Raw genomic sequence first — 14,936 nt, forward strand, 5'->3', positions numbered from 1 at the left:
CGCGCCGCATGCCGGGCTCGCTCGCCGCATGCGTTCGCGCATCGGCTTACGACGCGTCAGATAGTCAGGCTGCTCATATCGATCCACCGCACGGCCCAGTCGCGCGCATGTGCGATGGCCGCGGCTTCATCGGAGAAACGCAGGTCAGTGGGAAAGAAACGGTTGGCGACCAGTTCGCCGTCGCTCGAGCGCGAGATCACCACGTACGGTTGCCATGAGCCGTCGCCCGCGCGCGCCGGTTCGCAATTCAACAGATAGCCGCGATGTGTAAATGCAGCATCGAAGTGCATGTGTCACCCGCCCCTGAAGCCCGTAACATGTTTTCAGTCGCGCGGCCCTTCGTGTTTGTTCGTTATTTCCGACTACACTGAAACAGCCGGAGGATCTCGTCAATTTAACCGCGCGTCGCTCGCCGGAGTAAGATCATACTCTGTAGAAAATACCCGTCCATTAAAAAAAACGAAAAGAATCGCGGACGTCATCGCCAGTCGATCGGCGGGGAAACATGCGTTGCGTAGAGCGCGCGGCGCGCAAGGTGCCGGGCCTTCCGGAACGGTTTTTGCTGCTTTCAAACCTTGTCCTCTATAGGAGCATGCACGATGAACAGCGCGATCAGCAAGCCGGAAAACGCCGGCACGAAACCGGACACGCAGGACCCGCGAAGCACGGACCTGCACAACGACCGCACCCACGACAGCACCGTCGACACCGACGGCAAGAACCACGAAGCCGCGCGTATCGCGGGCCACAGTGCGATCTCGCCCGACGAGATCACCACGAGCAACGCGACGCTCGATAACAGCGTGCCCGAAGCGCTCGACGGCATGGCCGGCTTCGACAGCCGGGTCGGCGGCAATCATCTGCTGCTTGCGCTCGAACCGGGCTATGCGGTGATCGACAAGGGCATGGTCGAACCGCTCGCCGGCTACTCGGCCGACCACCAATACAACGACCCGCGTCCGGTCGGCCAACGTCAGGATCGCGGCCGCATCCACTACGCGCTCAATCATTTGCGGCCCGCGCGCGTGATCGAATTACATCGCGTGAAATAAACGTCCTGCGTATCGCGCGTGTAACCCCGCGCGATACAGTGTTTGAATTACCGTATTTATTCCAATTAATCAGTAAATAGTGACGCACGCGCCGTTTCAATTCCGGTGCGTGCGTTAGCTTGTTATAGATCTGGTGGATTAACTCTTCCGTCGAGTCCGCGCGGGAGTTCACGCCGACTCGCCCGGCTTCAGTGAATCTCCGGCTCGCCGCCAGCGCTTGTCTTCGCGGCGCCGTCGCGCTGCAGGAAATCGAAGTCGCAACCCTGATCGGCCTGCAGCACGTGCGCCTGATGCAGCGCGCCATAGCCGCGTTCGAAGCGCGCCGCCGGCTTGACCCACGCGGCCTTGCGGCGCGCGAGTTCGTCGGCGCAGACGAGCAGATTCAGGCGCCGGCGCGGCACGTCGAGTTCGATCAGATCACCGCTTTGCACCAACGCGAGCGGACCGCCGACGAACGACTCCGGCGCCACGTGCAACACGCATGCGCCGTAGCTGGTGCCGCTCATCCGCGCATCGGAGATGCGCACCATATCGCGCACGCCTCGTTGCAGCAGCTTGCGCGGAATCGGCAGTTGCCCCCATTCGGGCATGCCCGCGCCGACCGGCCCCGCGTGTTGCAGCACCAGCACGCAGGTCTCGTCGATATCGAGCGCGTCGTCGTCGATGCGCGCCGCCATTTCGTTGTAATCGCTGAAGACCACCGCGCGGCCGGTATGCACGAGCAGACGCGGCTCGGCGGCGCCGGGCTTGATCACCGCGCCGTCGGGCGCGAGATTGCCGCGCAGCACGGCGAGGCTGCTATCGGCCAGCAACGGTTTCGCGCGGCGGCGGATCACGTCGTCGTTGAAGATTTGCGCGTCCGCGAGATTCTCGCCGAGCGTGCGGCCGTTCACCGTCCTCTGCGAACGGTCGATCAGTTCACCGAGCTCCGCGAGCAGCGCGCGCAAACCGCCGGCATAGAAAAAATCCTCCATCAGATACGCGCCAGTCGGCCGGATGTTCGCGAGCACCGGCGTGCGACGCGCAAGTTCGTCGAAGCGATCGAGCGTCAACGCGATGCCCGCGCGCCGCGCGAGCGCGATCATATGCACGATCGCATTGGTCGAGCCGGACAGCGCGAGGCAGGTGGTCACCGCGTTGTCGACCGACGCGGCCGTCAACAGATCCGACGGCTTCAGATCCTCCCACACCATCTCGACGATGCGCATGCCGGTTTTCGCGGCCATCTGCGCATGCCGCGAATCGGTCGCCGGGATCGATGCGAAACCGGGCAGCGTGAAGCCGAGCGCTTCGGCCGCGCTCGTCATCGTCGACGCGGTGCCCATCGTCATGCAGTGACCCGGCGAGCGAGCGATGCCGCCTTCGATGCCCTGCCAGTCGTCCGGTGTGATCGTGCCCGCGCGCAGCTCGGCCCAGTACTTCCACGAGTCCGATCCGGAGCCGAGCGTCACGCCGTTCCAGTTGCCGCGCAGCATCGGACCGGCCGGCAGAAAGATCGCCGGCAGGTTCATCGAAATCGCGCCCATCAGCAGCGCGGGCGTGGTCTTGTCGCAGCCGCCCATCAGCACGACACCGTCGGCCGGATAGGAGCGCAGCGTTTCCTCCGCTTCCATCGCGAGGAAGTTGCGGTACAGCATCGTGGTGGGCTTCTGGAACGGCTCGGACAGCGTCTGCACCGGCAGTTCGAGCGGAAAGCCGCCGGCCTGCCAGATGCCGCGCTTCACTTCCTCGACGCGCTGTTTGAAATGCGTGTGGCAAGGATTGATCTCGCTCCACGTATTCAGAATCGCGATGACCGGTTTGCCCGCGTATTCGTCGCGGTTGTAGCCCATCTGCGCGGTGCGCGAGCGATGACCGAACGAACGCAGATCGTTCACGCCATACCAGCGATGACTGCGCAATTCCTCGGGGGTCTTTCTCTTCGTCAACGTCTACTCCAGGGGGCATCGAGCGCGTCAGCGGCGCTCTTCCTTCACGCGCGAAACGATCTGTGTCGGGCTCACGAATTGCAGTGCAATCAGCACCCAGATCAATGTGATCGCCATATAGATCATCGCCATCGCGTCGATCGACTGCGGCGCGCGCACGCCGGTCGAGAATACCGCGTAGTACAGCGCGACCACCAGCGTTTGTGTCGCCGGTCCCGCGGTAAAGAACGTCAGCTCGAACATGCCGATCGTGCGCACCAGCACCAGCAGCCCAGCCGCGAGCATGCCGGGCACCAGCAGCGGCAGCAGCACGTAGCGGAAATAACGGAACGTGTTCGCGCCGAAAATACGCGCGGCCGCTTCGAGATTCGGATCGATCTGTTCGATGAACGGCGTCATCACGAGAATCACGAACGGCAGCGCCGGCACCAGGTTCGCGAGGATCACGCCCCACAGCGTGCCGGCGAGCCCGACCTTGTACATCACGGTTGCCATCGGTATGCCGTAGGTGACAGGCGGCACCATCAGCGGCAACAGGAAGATCAGCATCACGAGCCGCTTGCCGGGAAACTGCACGCGCGCGAGCGCATAGGCGGCCGGCACGCCGAGCAGCACCGACAGCAACACGACCGCGCCAACCACCTGCACGGTCACCCACAACACGCTCGCGAGCTGGAAGTCGCTCCACGCCTGCGCGTACCAGTGCAGCGTAAAACCTTGCGGCAGCGCGGTGCCGAACCAGCGTGTCGCGATCGAATTAACCGCGACGGTCGCAATCAGCAGCACGACGTTGAGCAGGAAAAACACCATCACGGCCCACACCAGCGTGCGCCAGATGCGCGCGACGACGCTCGCGCGCTGACGTGCATGCTGCGTGGGCTGCGCGGGTTGCGGCGAGACGGAGGCGGGCCAGTCGGCTTGCGGCGCGCGAGGATCGGTTGTCATCAGCCTTTGCCTCCGGTTGCGGGACCGCGATAGAACCAGCGGCGCGCGCCGAGCAGCGCGGCGACTACGACCAGTTGCACGAAGCCCATCACCATCGCGATCGCCGATGCGAGCGAATAATCGTAGCTTTCGAACGCGGCTTCGGCAGCGGCGATCGACATCACGCGCGTCGGGCCAGCGGGCGCGCCGAGCAGCACCGCCGACGGAAACACCGAGAACGCCTGCACGAACGACAGACACGCGGCCATCGTCAGCCCCGGCACCAGCAGCGGGAAATAGATGCGACGAAACTGCTGCCACGGACTCGCGCCGAGCGTCGCGGCCGCGGCCGCAAGCGTCGGGTCGATACCGGTCACGTACGACAGCGTCAACAGAAACGCGAACGGAAAGCCCGACACGATCAGCGACAGCAGCACGCCGGTGAAGTTATGCGTGAGCCGCACTTCCCGCGTGTACAGATGCAGCGCCTGCAAGGCCTGCGGCAACCAGCCATGCGGGCCGAAATACGTAAGCATGCCGTCGGCGATCAGCACGGTGCCGAGCGTCACCGGAATCACCAGCAGCGTCGTGACGATCTTCTGATAGCGCGAGTAGCGACGCAGCGCGAATGCGACCGGCACCGACACGCCGACGTTGATCAACGTGGCCGGCACCGCGAGCTTCAGCGTGACGAGGATCGTCGGCCACATCGACGTGTCGGTGAAGAACGTCAGATAGTTGGCCCACGCGCTGCCGCCGTTCATCGGCCGGAACGACAGCGCGAGTCCGTACGCGAACGGATAGATGAACAGCGCGACGATGAAGAGCAGCGCGGGCGTGACGAGCCAGGCCTTCGCGTCGCGCGGCGCGCGGGGAGTCAGCGGGGGGACGAGCGTCGGCGTGTTCATGCGGCCTCGGCCTCGTAGACGAGCACGCACGATGGCCGCACCCGCAACGTGATGCGCTCGCCTTGCGCGAATTCGCCGGCGACGCGCGCCCACACATCGCCGAACGCGGTCTTCGCGCGCAGCAGCGAATCGTGGCCGCCGTATTCGACCGCGTCGATCAGCGCGTCGAACGTATTGTCCGCGCCGGGCGCGGCGCGCTCCATGTCTTCGGGGCGCAACGCGACGCTCACGCGTTTGCCGTCGAAACCGGCCATCGGCGTGCCGACGAGCCGCACGCCGTTCGCGCCGACCACGACGCCATCGCCTTGCGCCCCCTCCAGCATGAACTCGGCGACGTTGCGATAGCCCATGAAACGCGCAACGTGCAGATTGCGTGGCCGCGTATAGACCTCTTTCGGCGTCGCGACCTGCTGCACGACGCCCTCCTTCATCACGACGATGCGATCGGCCATCGACAGCGCCTCGTCCTGATCGTGCGTCACGTACAGCGTCGCGCGTTCGAGCTGGGTATGGATGCGGCGAATCTCCGCGCGCATTTCGATGCGCAGCTTCGTATCGAGATTCGACAGCGGCTCGTCCATCAGGATCAGCGGCGGCTCGATCACGATCGCGCGCGCAATCGCGACACGCTGCTGCTGGCCGCCGGACAGTTGACCGGGCAGCTTGTGCTCATGGCCGACCAGTTGCACGAGTTGCAGCGCCTCGCGCGCGCGTCGCGCGATTTCGCTCCTGCCGACGCCGCGCATCTTCAGACCAAAGCCGACGTTGTCGAGCACGCTCATATGCGGGAACAGCGCATAGTTCTGAAACACCATGCCGAAGCCGCGCTTTTCCGGCGGCAGCACGTCGATACGTCGCTCGTCGAGCCAGATGCCGCCGCCGGTGAGCGGCTGCAAACCGGCAATGCAGTTCAGCGCGGTCGACTTGCCGCAGCCCGACGGCCCGAGCAACGCGATGAACTCGCCGCGCCGGATCGTCAGATCGAGCTCTTGCAGCGCCGCGATCGCGTGGCCTTGTGCGTTCGTGAAACTGCGGCTCACCGAGTCGAGCCGCAACTGCTCAAACTGATGCTTCATGGCGGTTTCCTGATCCGCTTGACGCGAGCGAGGTGGCGAACGATGCCGATGCCGCGCAAACGACGGGCGCGCAGCGTATGATGCCGCTGGCGCGGGACGGACGCGATGCGAAGCGCCCGCACGGAGTACGAAGGACGTGGCGCGCGGCTGCGCGTGAACGGCTAACCGGGCTGCGGCGCGGTGGAACATCCGTTAGCGCGTACCGCGCGTAGGCTCGGGGCGTTTTGCTGCGTTCGTTTTGCCGTGTCCGTTTTGCCGTGTTCCTTTCTCCGCTCTACGCAACGACGAGGAGCACGGCCAGCCGCCGCGATCGCGATCGCAATCACCATCGCGGCGACAACGACAACGCGAACCTACCGCGTTTTCTGCGCGCCGACGTCGGTATCCCACTTTTTGAAGGCCGCAACCATCGCCGCCGCGTTCAGCGGCAACGCATGCGGATGATCGGTCAGCATCTTCGCGTATTCGGGGCGGCCGTACTTCTTCAGCACCTCCTGGCTATGCGCGGGCGCCTGCTCGACGGTGACGCCCTTGATCGCCGGGCCCGGATAGAAATAACCGTCGTCGTAGGTCAACGCCTGCTGCGCGGGCTCCAGCATGAAGTTCATCATCTTGTAGAGCACGTCGAGCTTTTCTTTCGGCACGCCTTTCGGAATCACCATGTAATGGGCGTCGTTGACCCATGTCATGTTGTCGAATGACTGCACGCGGAATTCGGCCGGCACGATGCCGAGCGCACGCGGATTGATGTCCCAACCGGTCACCGTCACCGTCATGTCGCGCGTACCTTCGCCGAGCTCCTTCATCACCGCCGACGTGCCGCCGGGGTAATACGGAATGCAATCGTTCAGCTGCTTGAGGAACGCCCACGTCTTGTCCCAGCCATGCACCGGGTCCTGCGGATCTTTATCGCCGAGGATGTAGGGCAGGCCCATCAGGAACGTGCGACCCGGGCCGGAGTTGGCCGGCCGCGCATAGATCAGCTTGTCGGGATGCGCCTTGCACCATTGCAGCAGTTGCTCGGGCGTCTTCGGCGGATCGCTGACCTTGGCGGGGTTGTATTCGAGCAGGGGACCGGCCGGCATATACGCGACCTCGAGCCCGTAGCCCTGTGCGAGATCCTGCATCTTGCGCGGACCCGGCGCGTATTTGTCGAGCACGCCGGGAAACTGCGCCGCGTTGTCGGGCAGCAGCTTGATCCACAGACTCTGTTCGATGCCGGCCGCGAGTGCGTCGGTGCCGGTCAGTACAAGATCGATGTCGGAGCGGCCCGCGGCCTGCATCGCCTTGATCTTGCCCGGCAGTTGCGGCGCGGGCGCGTTCGTGAACGTGATGTTCGCGACGAGGTTCGGATTTTTCGCCTTGAACGCCTCGAAGCCTTTTTGCGTGAGTTGAAGATCGCCGGCGACGTCGACGATATTGATCGTGACCGGATCGGCCGCCTGCGCGGTCGGCGTAAAAGCGGCGCTCGCCGCGAGAGCTACGGATACCAGCTTGAGCGACAACCTGTGCGAAACAGTCATTGCGTCTCCTCGCTTCTTGGTATGGAAGCCCGCCGATCGAAGCGCCGCGGGCGGTGTCTTTCTATCAATGGAACATAGCGAAGCGCAACAGCCGATGTCAAGCAAATAGTCGTCCGTGCGGGCGGTACGCTAACGCAGCGATTTCCCCCTGGAATCCTTATCGCTCAATGGGTTGCTCGCTGCGCCCAGGGACAAACCCGAGCCCTGAGGTGCTTGCAACAAACGTTGTCAGGCAAGCGGACGACTGGTGTGTGAGTGCGGTGCTGTGGGGGCTGGAGGAGCGGGCTATGAAGATGGCGACGCGTGGGCGGCGGGTGCTTTGCCTGCTGCTTGCTCCCGGCGTTTGTTCCGCGTGCTTGTTTCTGGCGCTTGTTTCTGGCGCGTGCTCCTCGCGCTTGTTCCGCGCCGGCCGTCGCAGGCTCAAGGCTCACGCTCGCTCGCGATCACCCGCCGCGCACACCCCGCGTGTTCACGTACAACGAATACAGCCCATGACTCGCGGCCATGAACAGCCGGTTGCGATGCCGTCCGCCGAAGCACACGTTCGCGCAGCGCTCCGGCAATGCGATGTGACCGAGCGCTTCGCCCTGCGCGGTGAAGACGCGCACGCCGTCGAGTTCGTCGGTGCCCATGCCCCACCCGCACCACAGATTGCCGTGTACATCGACGCGAAAACCATCGGGCGTGCCTGGGCCCGCGTCGATCAGCACACGATTGTTCGATAGCATCGCGCCCGCGCCTTTGCCGTTTGCGTCGACGTCGAACACACGGATCTTGCGTGGCTCGCCGCGCGATTCGACGACATACAGCAGCGTTTCGTCCGGCGAGAACGCGAGACCGTTCGGACCGAGCACATCGTCGGCGACCATCGATACTTCGCCCGACTGCCCGTCGACCCGATACACGCACGCGCTCAACTCCGACGCCTGCTGCTCGCCTTCGTAGAAGCTGTCGATGCCGAAGGTCGGATCGGTGAACCAGATCGAGCCGTCCGATTTGACGACCACGTCGTTCGGCGAGTTGAAGCGCTTGCCCTGATAGCGATCGGCGAGCACGGTGATCGAGCCGTCGTACTCGGTGCGCGTAACGCGGCGCGTCAGGTGCTCGCAGCTGACGAGGCGCCCTTCGCGATCGCGCGTGTGGCCGTTTGCATTGTTCGACGATTGCCGGAACGTGCTGACCGCGCCGGTCGTTTCGTCCCAGCGCAGGATGCGGTCGTTCGGGATGTCGCTCCACAGCAGATAGCGGCCGTCGCCGAACCACACCGGCCCCTCCGACCAGCGCGTGCCCTGATACAGACATTCGACGGACGCCGACGCGAGAATCAGCGACCTGAAGCGCGGATCGAATACACGGATGGAGGGATCGGGATAGCGTCGGCTGTGGTCGGTCATGCGGGTGCCTGGGTGTCGGAGAGAGTTGGGTGGGTGGCGGCGAACGCGCGTTCGAGGGCGAGCAGCGTTTGCGCGGTCTGCGCGATCTTCGCATGATGCTCGGCGGGCGTCGAACTGAGCAGTGGCAGCAGCGGCCCCATGTCGGCGAGGCCCGACAACGTGAGCGCGTCGTGCAGTACGCGGATCAGTGAAATCCGCTCGCGCAGGGTTTCGAGCGGCAAAAATGCATCGTATAGACGTTGCGCGATGTCGCTCTCCGCGCGCTCCCCCCTCTGGACGCCGCGGCCGCCTTGCACGGCACGTAGCAGCGCCATCGCCATGCGCGGCGCGAGACAGCCGGAACCGGTCGTCCACGCGGCAAGGCCGAATTCGCGCAGATGCACGAGCGCCGGCCGCTCGCCCATGCCCGACACAACCTTCGTCGCCGGCACACTTTGCAGCAGCCGACGCAGATAGGGATCGTGCGCCGGATCGTCGCGCGCGATCGCGTATTTGATCGCGCAGAGCGTGCCGCGGTCGATCAGCCGCGCGAGCGCATCGACGTCGAGGTAGTTCTCACTCTTGATATACAGCGTGAGCGGCATGCCCGCGATATCCGCGATGCGTGCGAGTCCCGCCTCGATGCCGTCGGACGTCGTGAAGCCGCCGAGCGGCAGCACCATGGCGGTCCGATAGCGGGTCTGCGCGAGGATGCGCGCCTGGTCGAGCATCTTGCCGTAATCGGGGCCCAGCGCCGGGATCACACGGGTCGCGGGACTCGCGGCGTCGGCCAGCATGTCCAGCAGCTCGCGATATTCGCTGACCGCGACGTGATAGAGGTTCGCGTTGCCGCCATACAGCAGCGTGCGCACGCCGCCCGCCTCGATATGGCGGATCAATGCGAGATTCTGCGTGGGCTCGAGCGTGTAGTCGGCGCGGCGCGCAAGCGGCGGCACCGCCATGACCGACGCGGCGAACTCGCCGTCATGGAGCGGAGATTCGTTCATGATCAGTCCACGCGAAGTCGACGAAGAACCAGGATTTTTACGGTAGCATCGAGGCTCAAAGTTGTCAAACAACTGACATGGCCGATGTGGACCCTTGTTTGGAGATATGTGCTTAAGGGCCGGAACAGGCAGCCCTCGAATCGCCAAACCTTCTTTTGTATGACAATAGAAGCTGCACGCGGGAGGCCGCATCCGACACGACTGTTTTCCGACATTTGGGATAAACAGATACGCGCGGGGATTAAGCTATCTGCAAGATAATCGTGCAAATACGATTAACGAGAGAGGTATCCGGAAATAATGCGGTCAATGAAACACCTTAAAATGCCATCATTGCCAGAAAATTAGCCGTTGTAATCGCCGATGAAACTCGGATGAGCTAAAGACTTATATCAATGGGCATAATGCGCCGCGAGGCAGCTGGCGTCTCCGTCCATTCAGCGGGGGAATCCAGGGCGTTGCGATTCAATTTTTAGTGATAAATTACCCCGGATAAAACAAGCAGGCGGAACATCTGCCTGCAATTAACCGCAAATGGGTTGTTTGCGAGCCTGAGAGAGTCAAAAATTGTCGCTACATTTTATCGAGCAGATGGCACCGCTACTGGACGCCGCCGACGAGGCGGAATGGTTCGGCGCGATCGCGGACCTCGCCGAGACATGGGGCTTCGACAGGATTCTGATCGCGATGCTGCCGCGCCCGACCATGCGCCTCGAAGACGCGTACCTGCGCAGCACCTATGCGCCGGCATGGCGCCAGACATACGACGACGCGGGAATGGTCCATTTCGATCCGACGGTTGCGCATTGTCTGTCGCGCTCCGCGCCGCTGATCTGGACGCCGGACATTTTCTCGACTGCCGAGCAGCAATCCCTTTATGAGGAAGCACGCTCGTATGGCCTGCGCTCGGGGGTGTCGCTACCGATCCACGGGCCCAACCAGGAAGCCGGCATGATGTGCTTCGTCAACGACAACATGCCGTCCGACGGATTCCGGCGTGATGTGAACGCCGCATTGCCAAGCCTGGTGTTATTGCGCGATCTGGTGATGGACACCAGCAAGCGCCATCTGAATTCGCACGCTCAGACCTTGTTGCCCAAGCTCACGCCGCGCGAGCGTGAATGTCTGAAATGGACCGCACGCGGCAAATCCACCTGGGAGATATCCCACATCCTGAATTGTTCGGAAGCCGTAGTGAACTTCCACATGAAGAACATCAGGACGAAATTCGGCGTGAATTCGCGGCGTGCGGCCGCCGTGATTGCGGCCCAGCTAGGTCTTATTGACCCGGGTTGAGCAGCGCGGCGGCGTCGCGGCTGTACATCACGCGTTCGGCGCGACCCAGATCGGCGTCGGACACGGTCTTCGTGAAATACAGACCCAGCAGGATCGAGACCGGTGCCGGAATCTCCGCGCCCGATTCGAAGCGGCTACCGCGCGATTGCGTCACACCGAAACGAGCCCAGAAGCGGCGCTGGCTTTCCTTTTTCTTCTTCCGGTAGGCGATGATCAGGACGCGGTCCACTGCCGAGGAAACCTCCGAGGGACGTGCCGGGAGGTGGGTCTGCGGTTGCCAGTGATTGTCAAGAAGTTCCATTTTCGAGCCTTGTAGGTTATTGGCGGATACATGTTTGAATTCTGCGTTACCCGATAAGCATCCACACCTATCCAGGTAGGTAGGTGTCGGAAGGATTCAAAATGCATAAGTTTTCCTGAGTACTGGCAACCCCAACACGTTCAGGAGAACGTCATGCACACAACGATCCGTATTGGAATGCGGCAGGAATTCGACAACGAGCTCATCAACGAGATGTATCGCCTACGGGCGCGGGTGTTTCACGGCCGGCTCGGCTGGGAGATCCCGACCATCGCGGGGATGGAAATCGACGGCTACGATGCACTCAGCCCTCACTACATGCTGATTCAGGACGAAAAGCAGTGTGTACGCGGCTGTTGGCGACTGATGCCGACAGAAGGGCCCAACATGCTGAAGGACACTTTCCCGCAGCTACTGCACGGCGCAGCCGCGCCGGTCGGGCGGCACATCTGGGAACTGAGCCGCTGGGCCATCGAAACGGGTGGAGAAGAACAGTCGTTTGGTTTCACGGATATGACCATCCGCGCGATTCAGGAAGTCATGCGCTTCGCCCAGCGTATGGGCATCACGCATTACGTGACGGTCACCACCACGCCGATCGAACGGATGCTGCGCCGGGCCGGCCTCGATATCAGCCGGCTCGGCGAGCCGCTGCAGATCGGTGTCGAAAGGGCCGTAGCGCTGGATGTCGCGGTGAGCGAAAAAACCCTGACCTCGCTGTTTGGGCCAGTCGCCGCAGCGGCGTAAACGGAAGTCTGATCCGGGAGTCTGTTCCAGATTTGATCTCAACCAGGTTGCCACCTGACGACGTTTAGCCGCAGCGTGTGCGCGCCGCGCTCCCCGACCGTGACAACCTGACCACGCGCGTGCCGATTCAGGAACCGAACATCCGTTCGAGCGCATTCTGGAGATGCGCGCGCATCGCTTCCTCCGCCCCCGCCGCATCTCCGCGGCGGATTGCGTCGAGCACCGCCATGTGCTCGTCCTGCACCAGCCGCTGCCGCTCGACCGTCTTCACCAGCGACAGATTGCGCGACAGGTTCATGCTGAACAGAATCTGCTCCTCGATGAACGACATCACTGTGATGAAAAACGGGTTCTTCGACGCCCGCGCGACCGCCAGATGGAACATGAAGTCGTCGTGCGCACCAATTCCCTGCGCCTCGATGATGCGCTCGAGCTCCTCCCACGCGTGCTGGATCGCCGCGATGTCGTCGGCGTCGGCCTTCAGCGCGGCCTGGGCGGCCGCTCCCGCTTCGGTCACGATGCGAAATTCATAGCAGCGGCGGATATCGGACAGCGTTTCGAGCGGCGCAAACCGGCGCACGTCCGGATCGGGCCGCCGGGCGACCGTCGTGCCCGAACCGTGCCGCGTCGTGATGATGCCGTCCGCCCGCAGTCGCGCCAGCGCTTCGCGCACCGTCGGCCGCGAGGTCGCGAAGCGCTCGGCCAACGCGTGCTCGGTCGGCAAACGCTCGCCTTCCTTGTATTCGCCCTCGAGGATACGGTTGAGAATGTCGCCGTAGATCTGGTCGGGCAAGCCCTTGGTTTTACGATCGTTCATCAGCGGACTGGGCAGCTTGTCTGAATATGGCCTGATTGTAAGGGCAACCCTATTACGGCTTCAGAAACTTATGCGCGCGGTATCGGATGCCCCACCCATCGTCGCAACGGCTGTTCGGCACCTGAATATTTGACGAATGTTTGATTTACATCCTGGTTCAGTGCATCTTTTCTGGCGATCATCTAAGCTTCGTTGGTATAAAAGATCAATAAACCCTGCCGTGGCAATCATTGCGGCAGATGCACTTTCAGACGTGGAGCCGATATGTACACACGCATTCTTGTAGCGGTCGACGGCAGCAACACCTCACGCCGTGCGTTCGAAGCGGCACTCGATCTCGCCCAAACCAACGGCGCCGTGCTGCGGCCGTTCTATGTCGTCGAAAATACGCCGATGTACTTCGAGGCGCCCGGCTACGACCCGTCGATTCTGCGCACCCGGCTGGTCGAGGAAGGCCAGGAGCTCCGCGCCGAATTCTCGAAGGCGATGGCCGACAAGGGCGTGAAAGGCGATCCGGCGGTGTCCGAAGCCTCATCGCTCGGCGATGTCTCGGAAATCGTGCTGCAAGCCGCCGCCGAATTCAACGCCGACCTGCTCGTCATGGGCACGCATGGCCGGCGCGGTTTCCAGCGGCTGATTCTTGGCAGCGTCGCCGAGCGCTGCGTGCGTCAGGCCACGCTGCCGGTGCTGCTGATTCCGTCGGCGGCCGGCACGGACAAGGAACCCGCCTGATTTTTCCATTTCGCACGGGGCAACGCGCCACGCGTCGCCCCGCCCCGGCGAGCCGCCGTCCCGGTCGATGCAACTCATCGGCACTACCCAGCGGCTCCCTTTCCCACTCCCGTCAAAGCGCACTCCGTCGCTCAGGACACCTGACAGCCGGACGCGTCACTTTGCCGCCAGTTGCGCGTCATAGCGGATGGGACAATCTACTCATACGCTAACAATAAGCGCGTGCAGATCATGCTGACTCCGACCCAACCTCGTCCGATAACCCCGTCCTCCGGCAGTACCGAGCACACCACCGTTTCGCCGCCCACGCGCGGTACCCGCCAGAGCCCACCGCCCCGCGCGGCCACGCGCACCGCGGCGCGCTGCTCGAGTTGCTCGATGCGCCTGCTATGCATGCCGCAGGGCCTGTCGGCGGACGAATTGTCGAAGCTCGAAACGCTCATCTGCTCCGCGCGCTCGGTGCAGCGCGGCGAAGCGCTGTATCGCAGCGGCGACCGCTTCGACAGCATCTACGCGGTGCGTTCCGGCTCGATGAAAACGGTGATGATCCACCGTGACGGTCGTGAGCAGGTCACCGGCCTGCGCCTCGCCGGCGAGGCGCTCGGGCTCGACGGCATCAGCGCGGACGTGCATGCCTGCAGCGCGGTCGCGCTCGAGGACAGCACGGTCTGCATCATCCCTTACAGCCCGCTGAAGCTGCTGTGCCGCGAAATCAGCTCGATGCAGGACCGGATGCACAAGCTGCTCGGCGCGCAGATCGTCAGCGAGGCCGCTCAGATGATGGTGCTCGGCTCGCTGTCCGCCGACGAGCGCGTCGCCGCGTTCCTGCTCGACGTGTCGCAACGCAATGCGCAGCGCGGCTACTCGTGGTCGGAATTCAATCTGCGCATGACGCGCGAGGACATGGGTAGCTATCTCGGCATGACGCTCGAAACCGTCAGCCGCACCCTGTCAAGATTTCAAAAGCGCGGCCTGATCGACACACAGGGCAAGCACATCCGGATCGTCGATCTCGAAGGTCTGCGGCAGGTTTAAACGCATCTGACAGCCGGCGGACGGGTCCGTCCGGCGTGGCCCCACGTGGTCACCTCATCCAATCGAGCCGCGCTGCCGGTGTTGTCCGACCGGTTCCCGCGCGGCCCGTCCCCCACATTCATTTCGCCTTGGCATGGCTCCTGCGACCGGGTAGAGTCTTTGGATTGTTCCCCGCAGTAGCCGTGTTGCATGGAGCCCAGGCAGGCGCTGGAGCGCT

At 63.3% G+C, this 14,936-nt stretch carries 15 protein-coding genes; 5 read left to right on the top strand and 10 right to left on the bottom strand.

Going from position 1 to position 14,936, the window contains the following annotated elements; translation table 11 throughout:
* Positions 1 to 56: 56 nt before the first annotated feature.
* Complete coding sequence (locus HHL14_RS27875; protein ID WP_169500824.1) at positions 57 to 290, bottom strand: hypothetical protein; 234 nt, start codon at positions 288 to 290, stop codon at positions 57 to 59.
* Positions 291 to 599: 309 nt separating this feature from the next.
* Between HHL14_RS27875 and HHL14_RS27880 the strand changes: the two genes are divergently transcribed.
* On the top strand, positions 600 to 1,052 hold the full coding sequence (locus HHL14_RS27880) for a DUF3005 domain-containing protein (RefSeq protein ID WP_169500825.1): 453 nt from the start codon (positions 600 to 602) through the stop codon (positions 1,050 to 1,052).
* A gap of 188 nt (positions 1,053 to 1,240) precedes the next feature.
* On the opposite strand, the gene araD is transcribed toward HHL14_RS27880, so the two are convergent.
* The 7 genes from araD to HHL14_RS27915 form a co-directional block, all read right to left on the bottom strand.
* Positions 1,241 to 2,980: an L-arabinonate dehydratase gene (araD, locus tag HHL14_RS27885; RefSeq protein ID WP_169500826.1), complete on the bottom strand. Its 1,740-nt coding sequence runs from the start codon at positions 2,978 to 2,980 to the stop codon at positions 1,241 to 1,243.
* A 27-nt stretch (positions 2,981 to 3,007) separates the two neighbouring features.
* A complete protein-coding gene (locus HHL14_RS27890) occupies positions 3,008 to 3,925 on the bottom strand; it encodes an ABC transporter permease (RefSeq protein ID WP_169500827.1) in 918 nt (305 codons plus the stop codon).
* Positions 3,925 to 4,812, bottom strand: a complete 888-nt coding sequence (locus HHL14_RS27895) for an ABC transporter permease (RefSeq protein ID WP_169500828.1) — start codon at positions 4,810 to 4,812, stop codon at positions 3,925 to 3,927. The genes HHL14_RS27890 and HHL14_RS27895 overlap by 1 nt, the downstream gene beginning before the upstream one ends.
* The gene (locus HHL14_RS27900) at positions 4,809 to 5,888 is read right to left on the bottom strand and encodes an ABC transporter ATP-binding protein (RefSeq protein ID WP_169500829.1); all 1,080 of its coding nucleotides are present in this window, start codon (positions 5,886 to 5,888) and stop codon (positions 4,809 to 4,811) included. The genes HHL14_RS27895 and HHL14_RS27900 overlap by 4 nt, the downstream gene beginning before the upstream one ends.
* A gap of 353 nt (positions 5,889 to 6,241) precedes the next feature.
* Positions 6,242 to 7,411 carry an extracellular solute-binding protein gene (locus HHL14_RS27905; RefSeq protein ID WP_169500830.1) on the bottom strand — a complete coding sequence of 390 codons (1,170 nt, stop codon included), beginning with the start codon at positions 7,409 to 7,411 and terminating at the stop codon, positions 6,242 to 6,244.
* Between the two features lie 443 nt (positions 7,412 to 7,854).
* Positions 7,855 to 8,805 (bottom strand): SMP-30/gluconolactonase/LRE family protein, encoded by a 951-nt coding sequence (locus HHL14_RS27910; RefSeq protein ID WP_169500831.1) that lies wholly within the window; start codon positions 8,803 to 8,805, stop codon positions 7,855 to 7,857.
* A complete protein-coding gene (locus HHL14_RS27915; protein ID WP_169500832.1) occupies positions 8,802 to 9,791 on the bottom strand; it encodes a dihydrodipicolinate synthase family protein in 990 nt (329 codons plus the stop codon). Before HHL14_RS27915 ends, HHL14_RS27910 begins: the two co-directional genes overlap by 4 nt.
* 591 nt (positions 9,792 to 10,382) lie before the next feature.
* On the opposite strand from HHL14_RS27915, the gene HHL14_RS27920 reads away from it, so the two are divergent.
* A complete protein-coding gene (locus HHL14_RS27920; protein ID WP_169500833.1) occupies positions 10,383 to 11,087 on the top strand; it encodes a helix-turn-helix transcriptional regulator in 705 nt (234 codons plus the stop codon).
* Here HHL14_RS27920 and HHL14_RS27925 read toward each other — a convergent pair.
* The gene (locus HHL14_RS27925; protein ID WP_027195752.1) at positions 11,071 to 11,388 is read right to left on the bottom strand and encodes a helix-turn-helix domain-containing protein; all 318 of its coding nucleotides are present in this window, start codon (positions 11,386 to 11,388) and stop codon (positions 11,071 to 11,073) included. The two genes, HHL14_RS27920 and HHL14_RS27925, sit on opposite strands and share 17 nt — an antisense overlap.
* Before the next feature lie 153 nt (positions 11,389 to 11,541).
* Here HHL14_RS27925 and HHL14_RS27930 point away from each other — a divergent pair, with 153 nt between their 5' ends.
* Positions 11,542 to 12,135 (top strand): acyl-homoserine-lactone synthase, encoded by a 594-nt coding sequence (locus HHL14_RS27930; RefSeq protein WP_169500834.1) that lies wholly within the window; start codon positions 11,542 to 11,544, stop codon positions 12,133 to 12,135.
* 127 nt (positions 12,136 to 12,262) lie between these two features.
* On the opposite strand, the gene HHL14_RS27935 is transcribed toward HHL14_RS27930, so the two are convergent.
* Complete coding sequence (locus HHL14_RS27935) at positions 12,263 to 12,952, bottom strand: FadR/GntR family transcriptional regulator (RefSeq protein WP_169500835.1); 690 nt, start codon at positions 12,950 to 12,952, stop codon at positions 12,263 to 12,265.
* Positions 12,953 to 13,216: 264 nt separating this feature from the next.
* Here HHL14_RS27935 and HHL14_RS27940 point away from each other — a divergent pair, with 264 nt between their 5' ends.
* Both HHL14_RS27940 and fnr read left to right on the top strand, forming a co-directional pair.
* Positions 13,217 to 13,684: a universal stress protein gene (locus HHL14_RS27940; RefSeq protein ID WP_169500836.1), complete on the top strand. Its 468-nt coding sequence runs from the start codon at positions 13,217 to 13,219 to the stop codon at positions 13,682 to 13,684.
* A 231-nt stretch (positions 13,685 to 13,915) separates the two neighbouring features.
* Positions 13,916 to 14,719 (top strand): fumarate/nitrate reduction transcriptional regulator Fnr, encoded by an 804-nt coding sequence (gene fnr / locus HHL14_RS27945; RefSeq protein WP_169500837.1) that lies wholly within the window; start codon positions 13,916 to 13,918, stop codon positions 14,717 to 14,719.
* The last annotated feature ends 217 nt before the right edge of the window (positions 14,720 to 14,936 follow it).

This window comes from Paraburkholderia antibiotica (genome assembly GCF_012927125.1).
Taxonomy (GTDB): domain Bacteria; phylum Pseudomonadota; class Gammaproteobacteria; order Burkholderiales; family Burkholderiaceae; genus Paraburkholderia; species Paraburkholderia antibiotica.

What these genes read in the sequence shown, in the direction of transcription:
- HHL14_RS27920 (WP_169500833.1), top strand. Translation starts at nt 10,383, where the DNA reads ATGGCACCGCTACTGGACGCCGCCGACGAGGCGGAATGGTTCGGCGCG.
- HHL14_RS27895 (WP_169500828.1), bottom strand. Translation starts at nt 4,812, where the DNA reads ATGAACACGCCGACGCTCGTCCCCCCGCTGACTCCCCGCGCGCCGCGC.
- HHL14_RS27935 (WP_169500835.1), bottom strand. Translation starts at nt 12,952, where the DNA reads ATGAACGATCGTAAAACCAAGGGCTTGCCCGACCAGATCTACGGCGAC.
- HHL14_RS27875 (WP_169500824.1), bottom strand. Translation starts at nt 290, where the DNA reads ATGCACTTCGATGCTGCATTTACACATCGCGGCTATCTGTTGAATTGC.
- HHL14_RS27890 (WP_169500827.1), bottom strand. Translation starts at nt 3,925, where the DNA reads ATGACAACCGATCCTCGCGCGCCGCAAGCCGACTGGCCCGCCTCCGTC.
- HHL14_RS27930 (WP_169500834.1), top strand. Translation starts at nt 11,542, where the DNA reads ATGCACACAACGATCCGTATTGGAATGCGGCAGGAATTCGACAACGAG.
- HHL14_RS27915 (WP_169500832.1), bottom strand. Translation starts at nt 9,791, where the DNA reads ATGAACGAATCTCCGCTCCATGACGGCGAGTTCGCCGCGTCGGTCATG.
- HHL14_RS27940 (WP_169500836.1), top strand. Translation starts at nt 13,217, where the DNA reads ATGTACACACGCATTCTTGTAGCGGTCGACGGCAGCAACACCTCACGC.
- fnr (WP_169500837.1), top strand. Translation starts at nt 13,916, where the DNA reads ATGCTGACTCCGACCCAACCTCGTCCGATAACCCCGTCCTCCGGCAGT.
- HHL14_RS27880 (WP_169500825.1), top strand. Translation starts at nt 600, where the DNA reads ATGAACAGCGCGATCAGCAAGCCGGAAAACGCCGGCACGAAACCGGAC.
- HHL14_RS27925 (WP_027195752.1), bottom strand. Translation starts at nt 11,388, where the DNA reads ATGGAACTTCTTGACAATCACTGGCAACCGCAGACCCACCTCCCGGCA.
- HHL14_RS27910 (WP_169500831.1), bottom strand. Translation starts at nt 8,805, where the DNA reads ATGACCGACCACAGCCGACGCTATCCCGATCCCTCCATCCGTGTATTC.
- HHL14_RS27900 (WP_169500829.1), bottom strand. Translation starts at nt 5,888, where the DNA reads ATGAAGCATCAGTTTGAGCAGTTGCGGCTCGACTCGGTGAGCCGCAGT.
- HHL14_RS27905 (WP_169500830.1), bottom strand. Translation starts at nt 7,411, where the DNA reads ATGACTGTTTCGCACAGGTTGTCGCTCAAGCTGGTATCCGTAGCTCTC.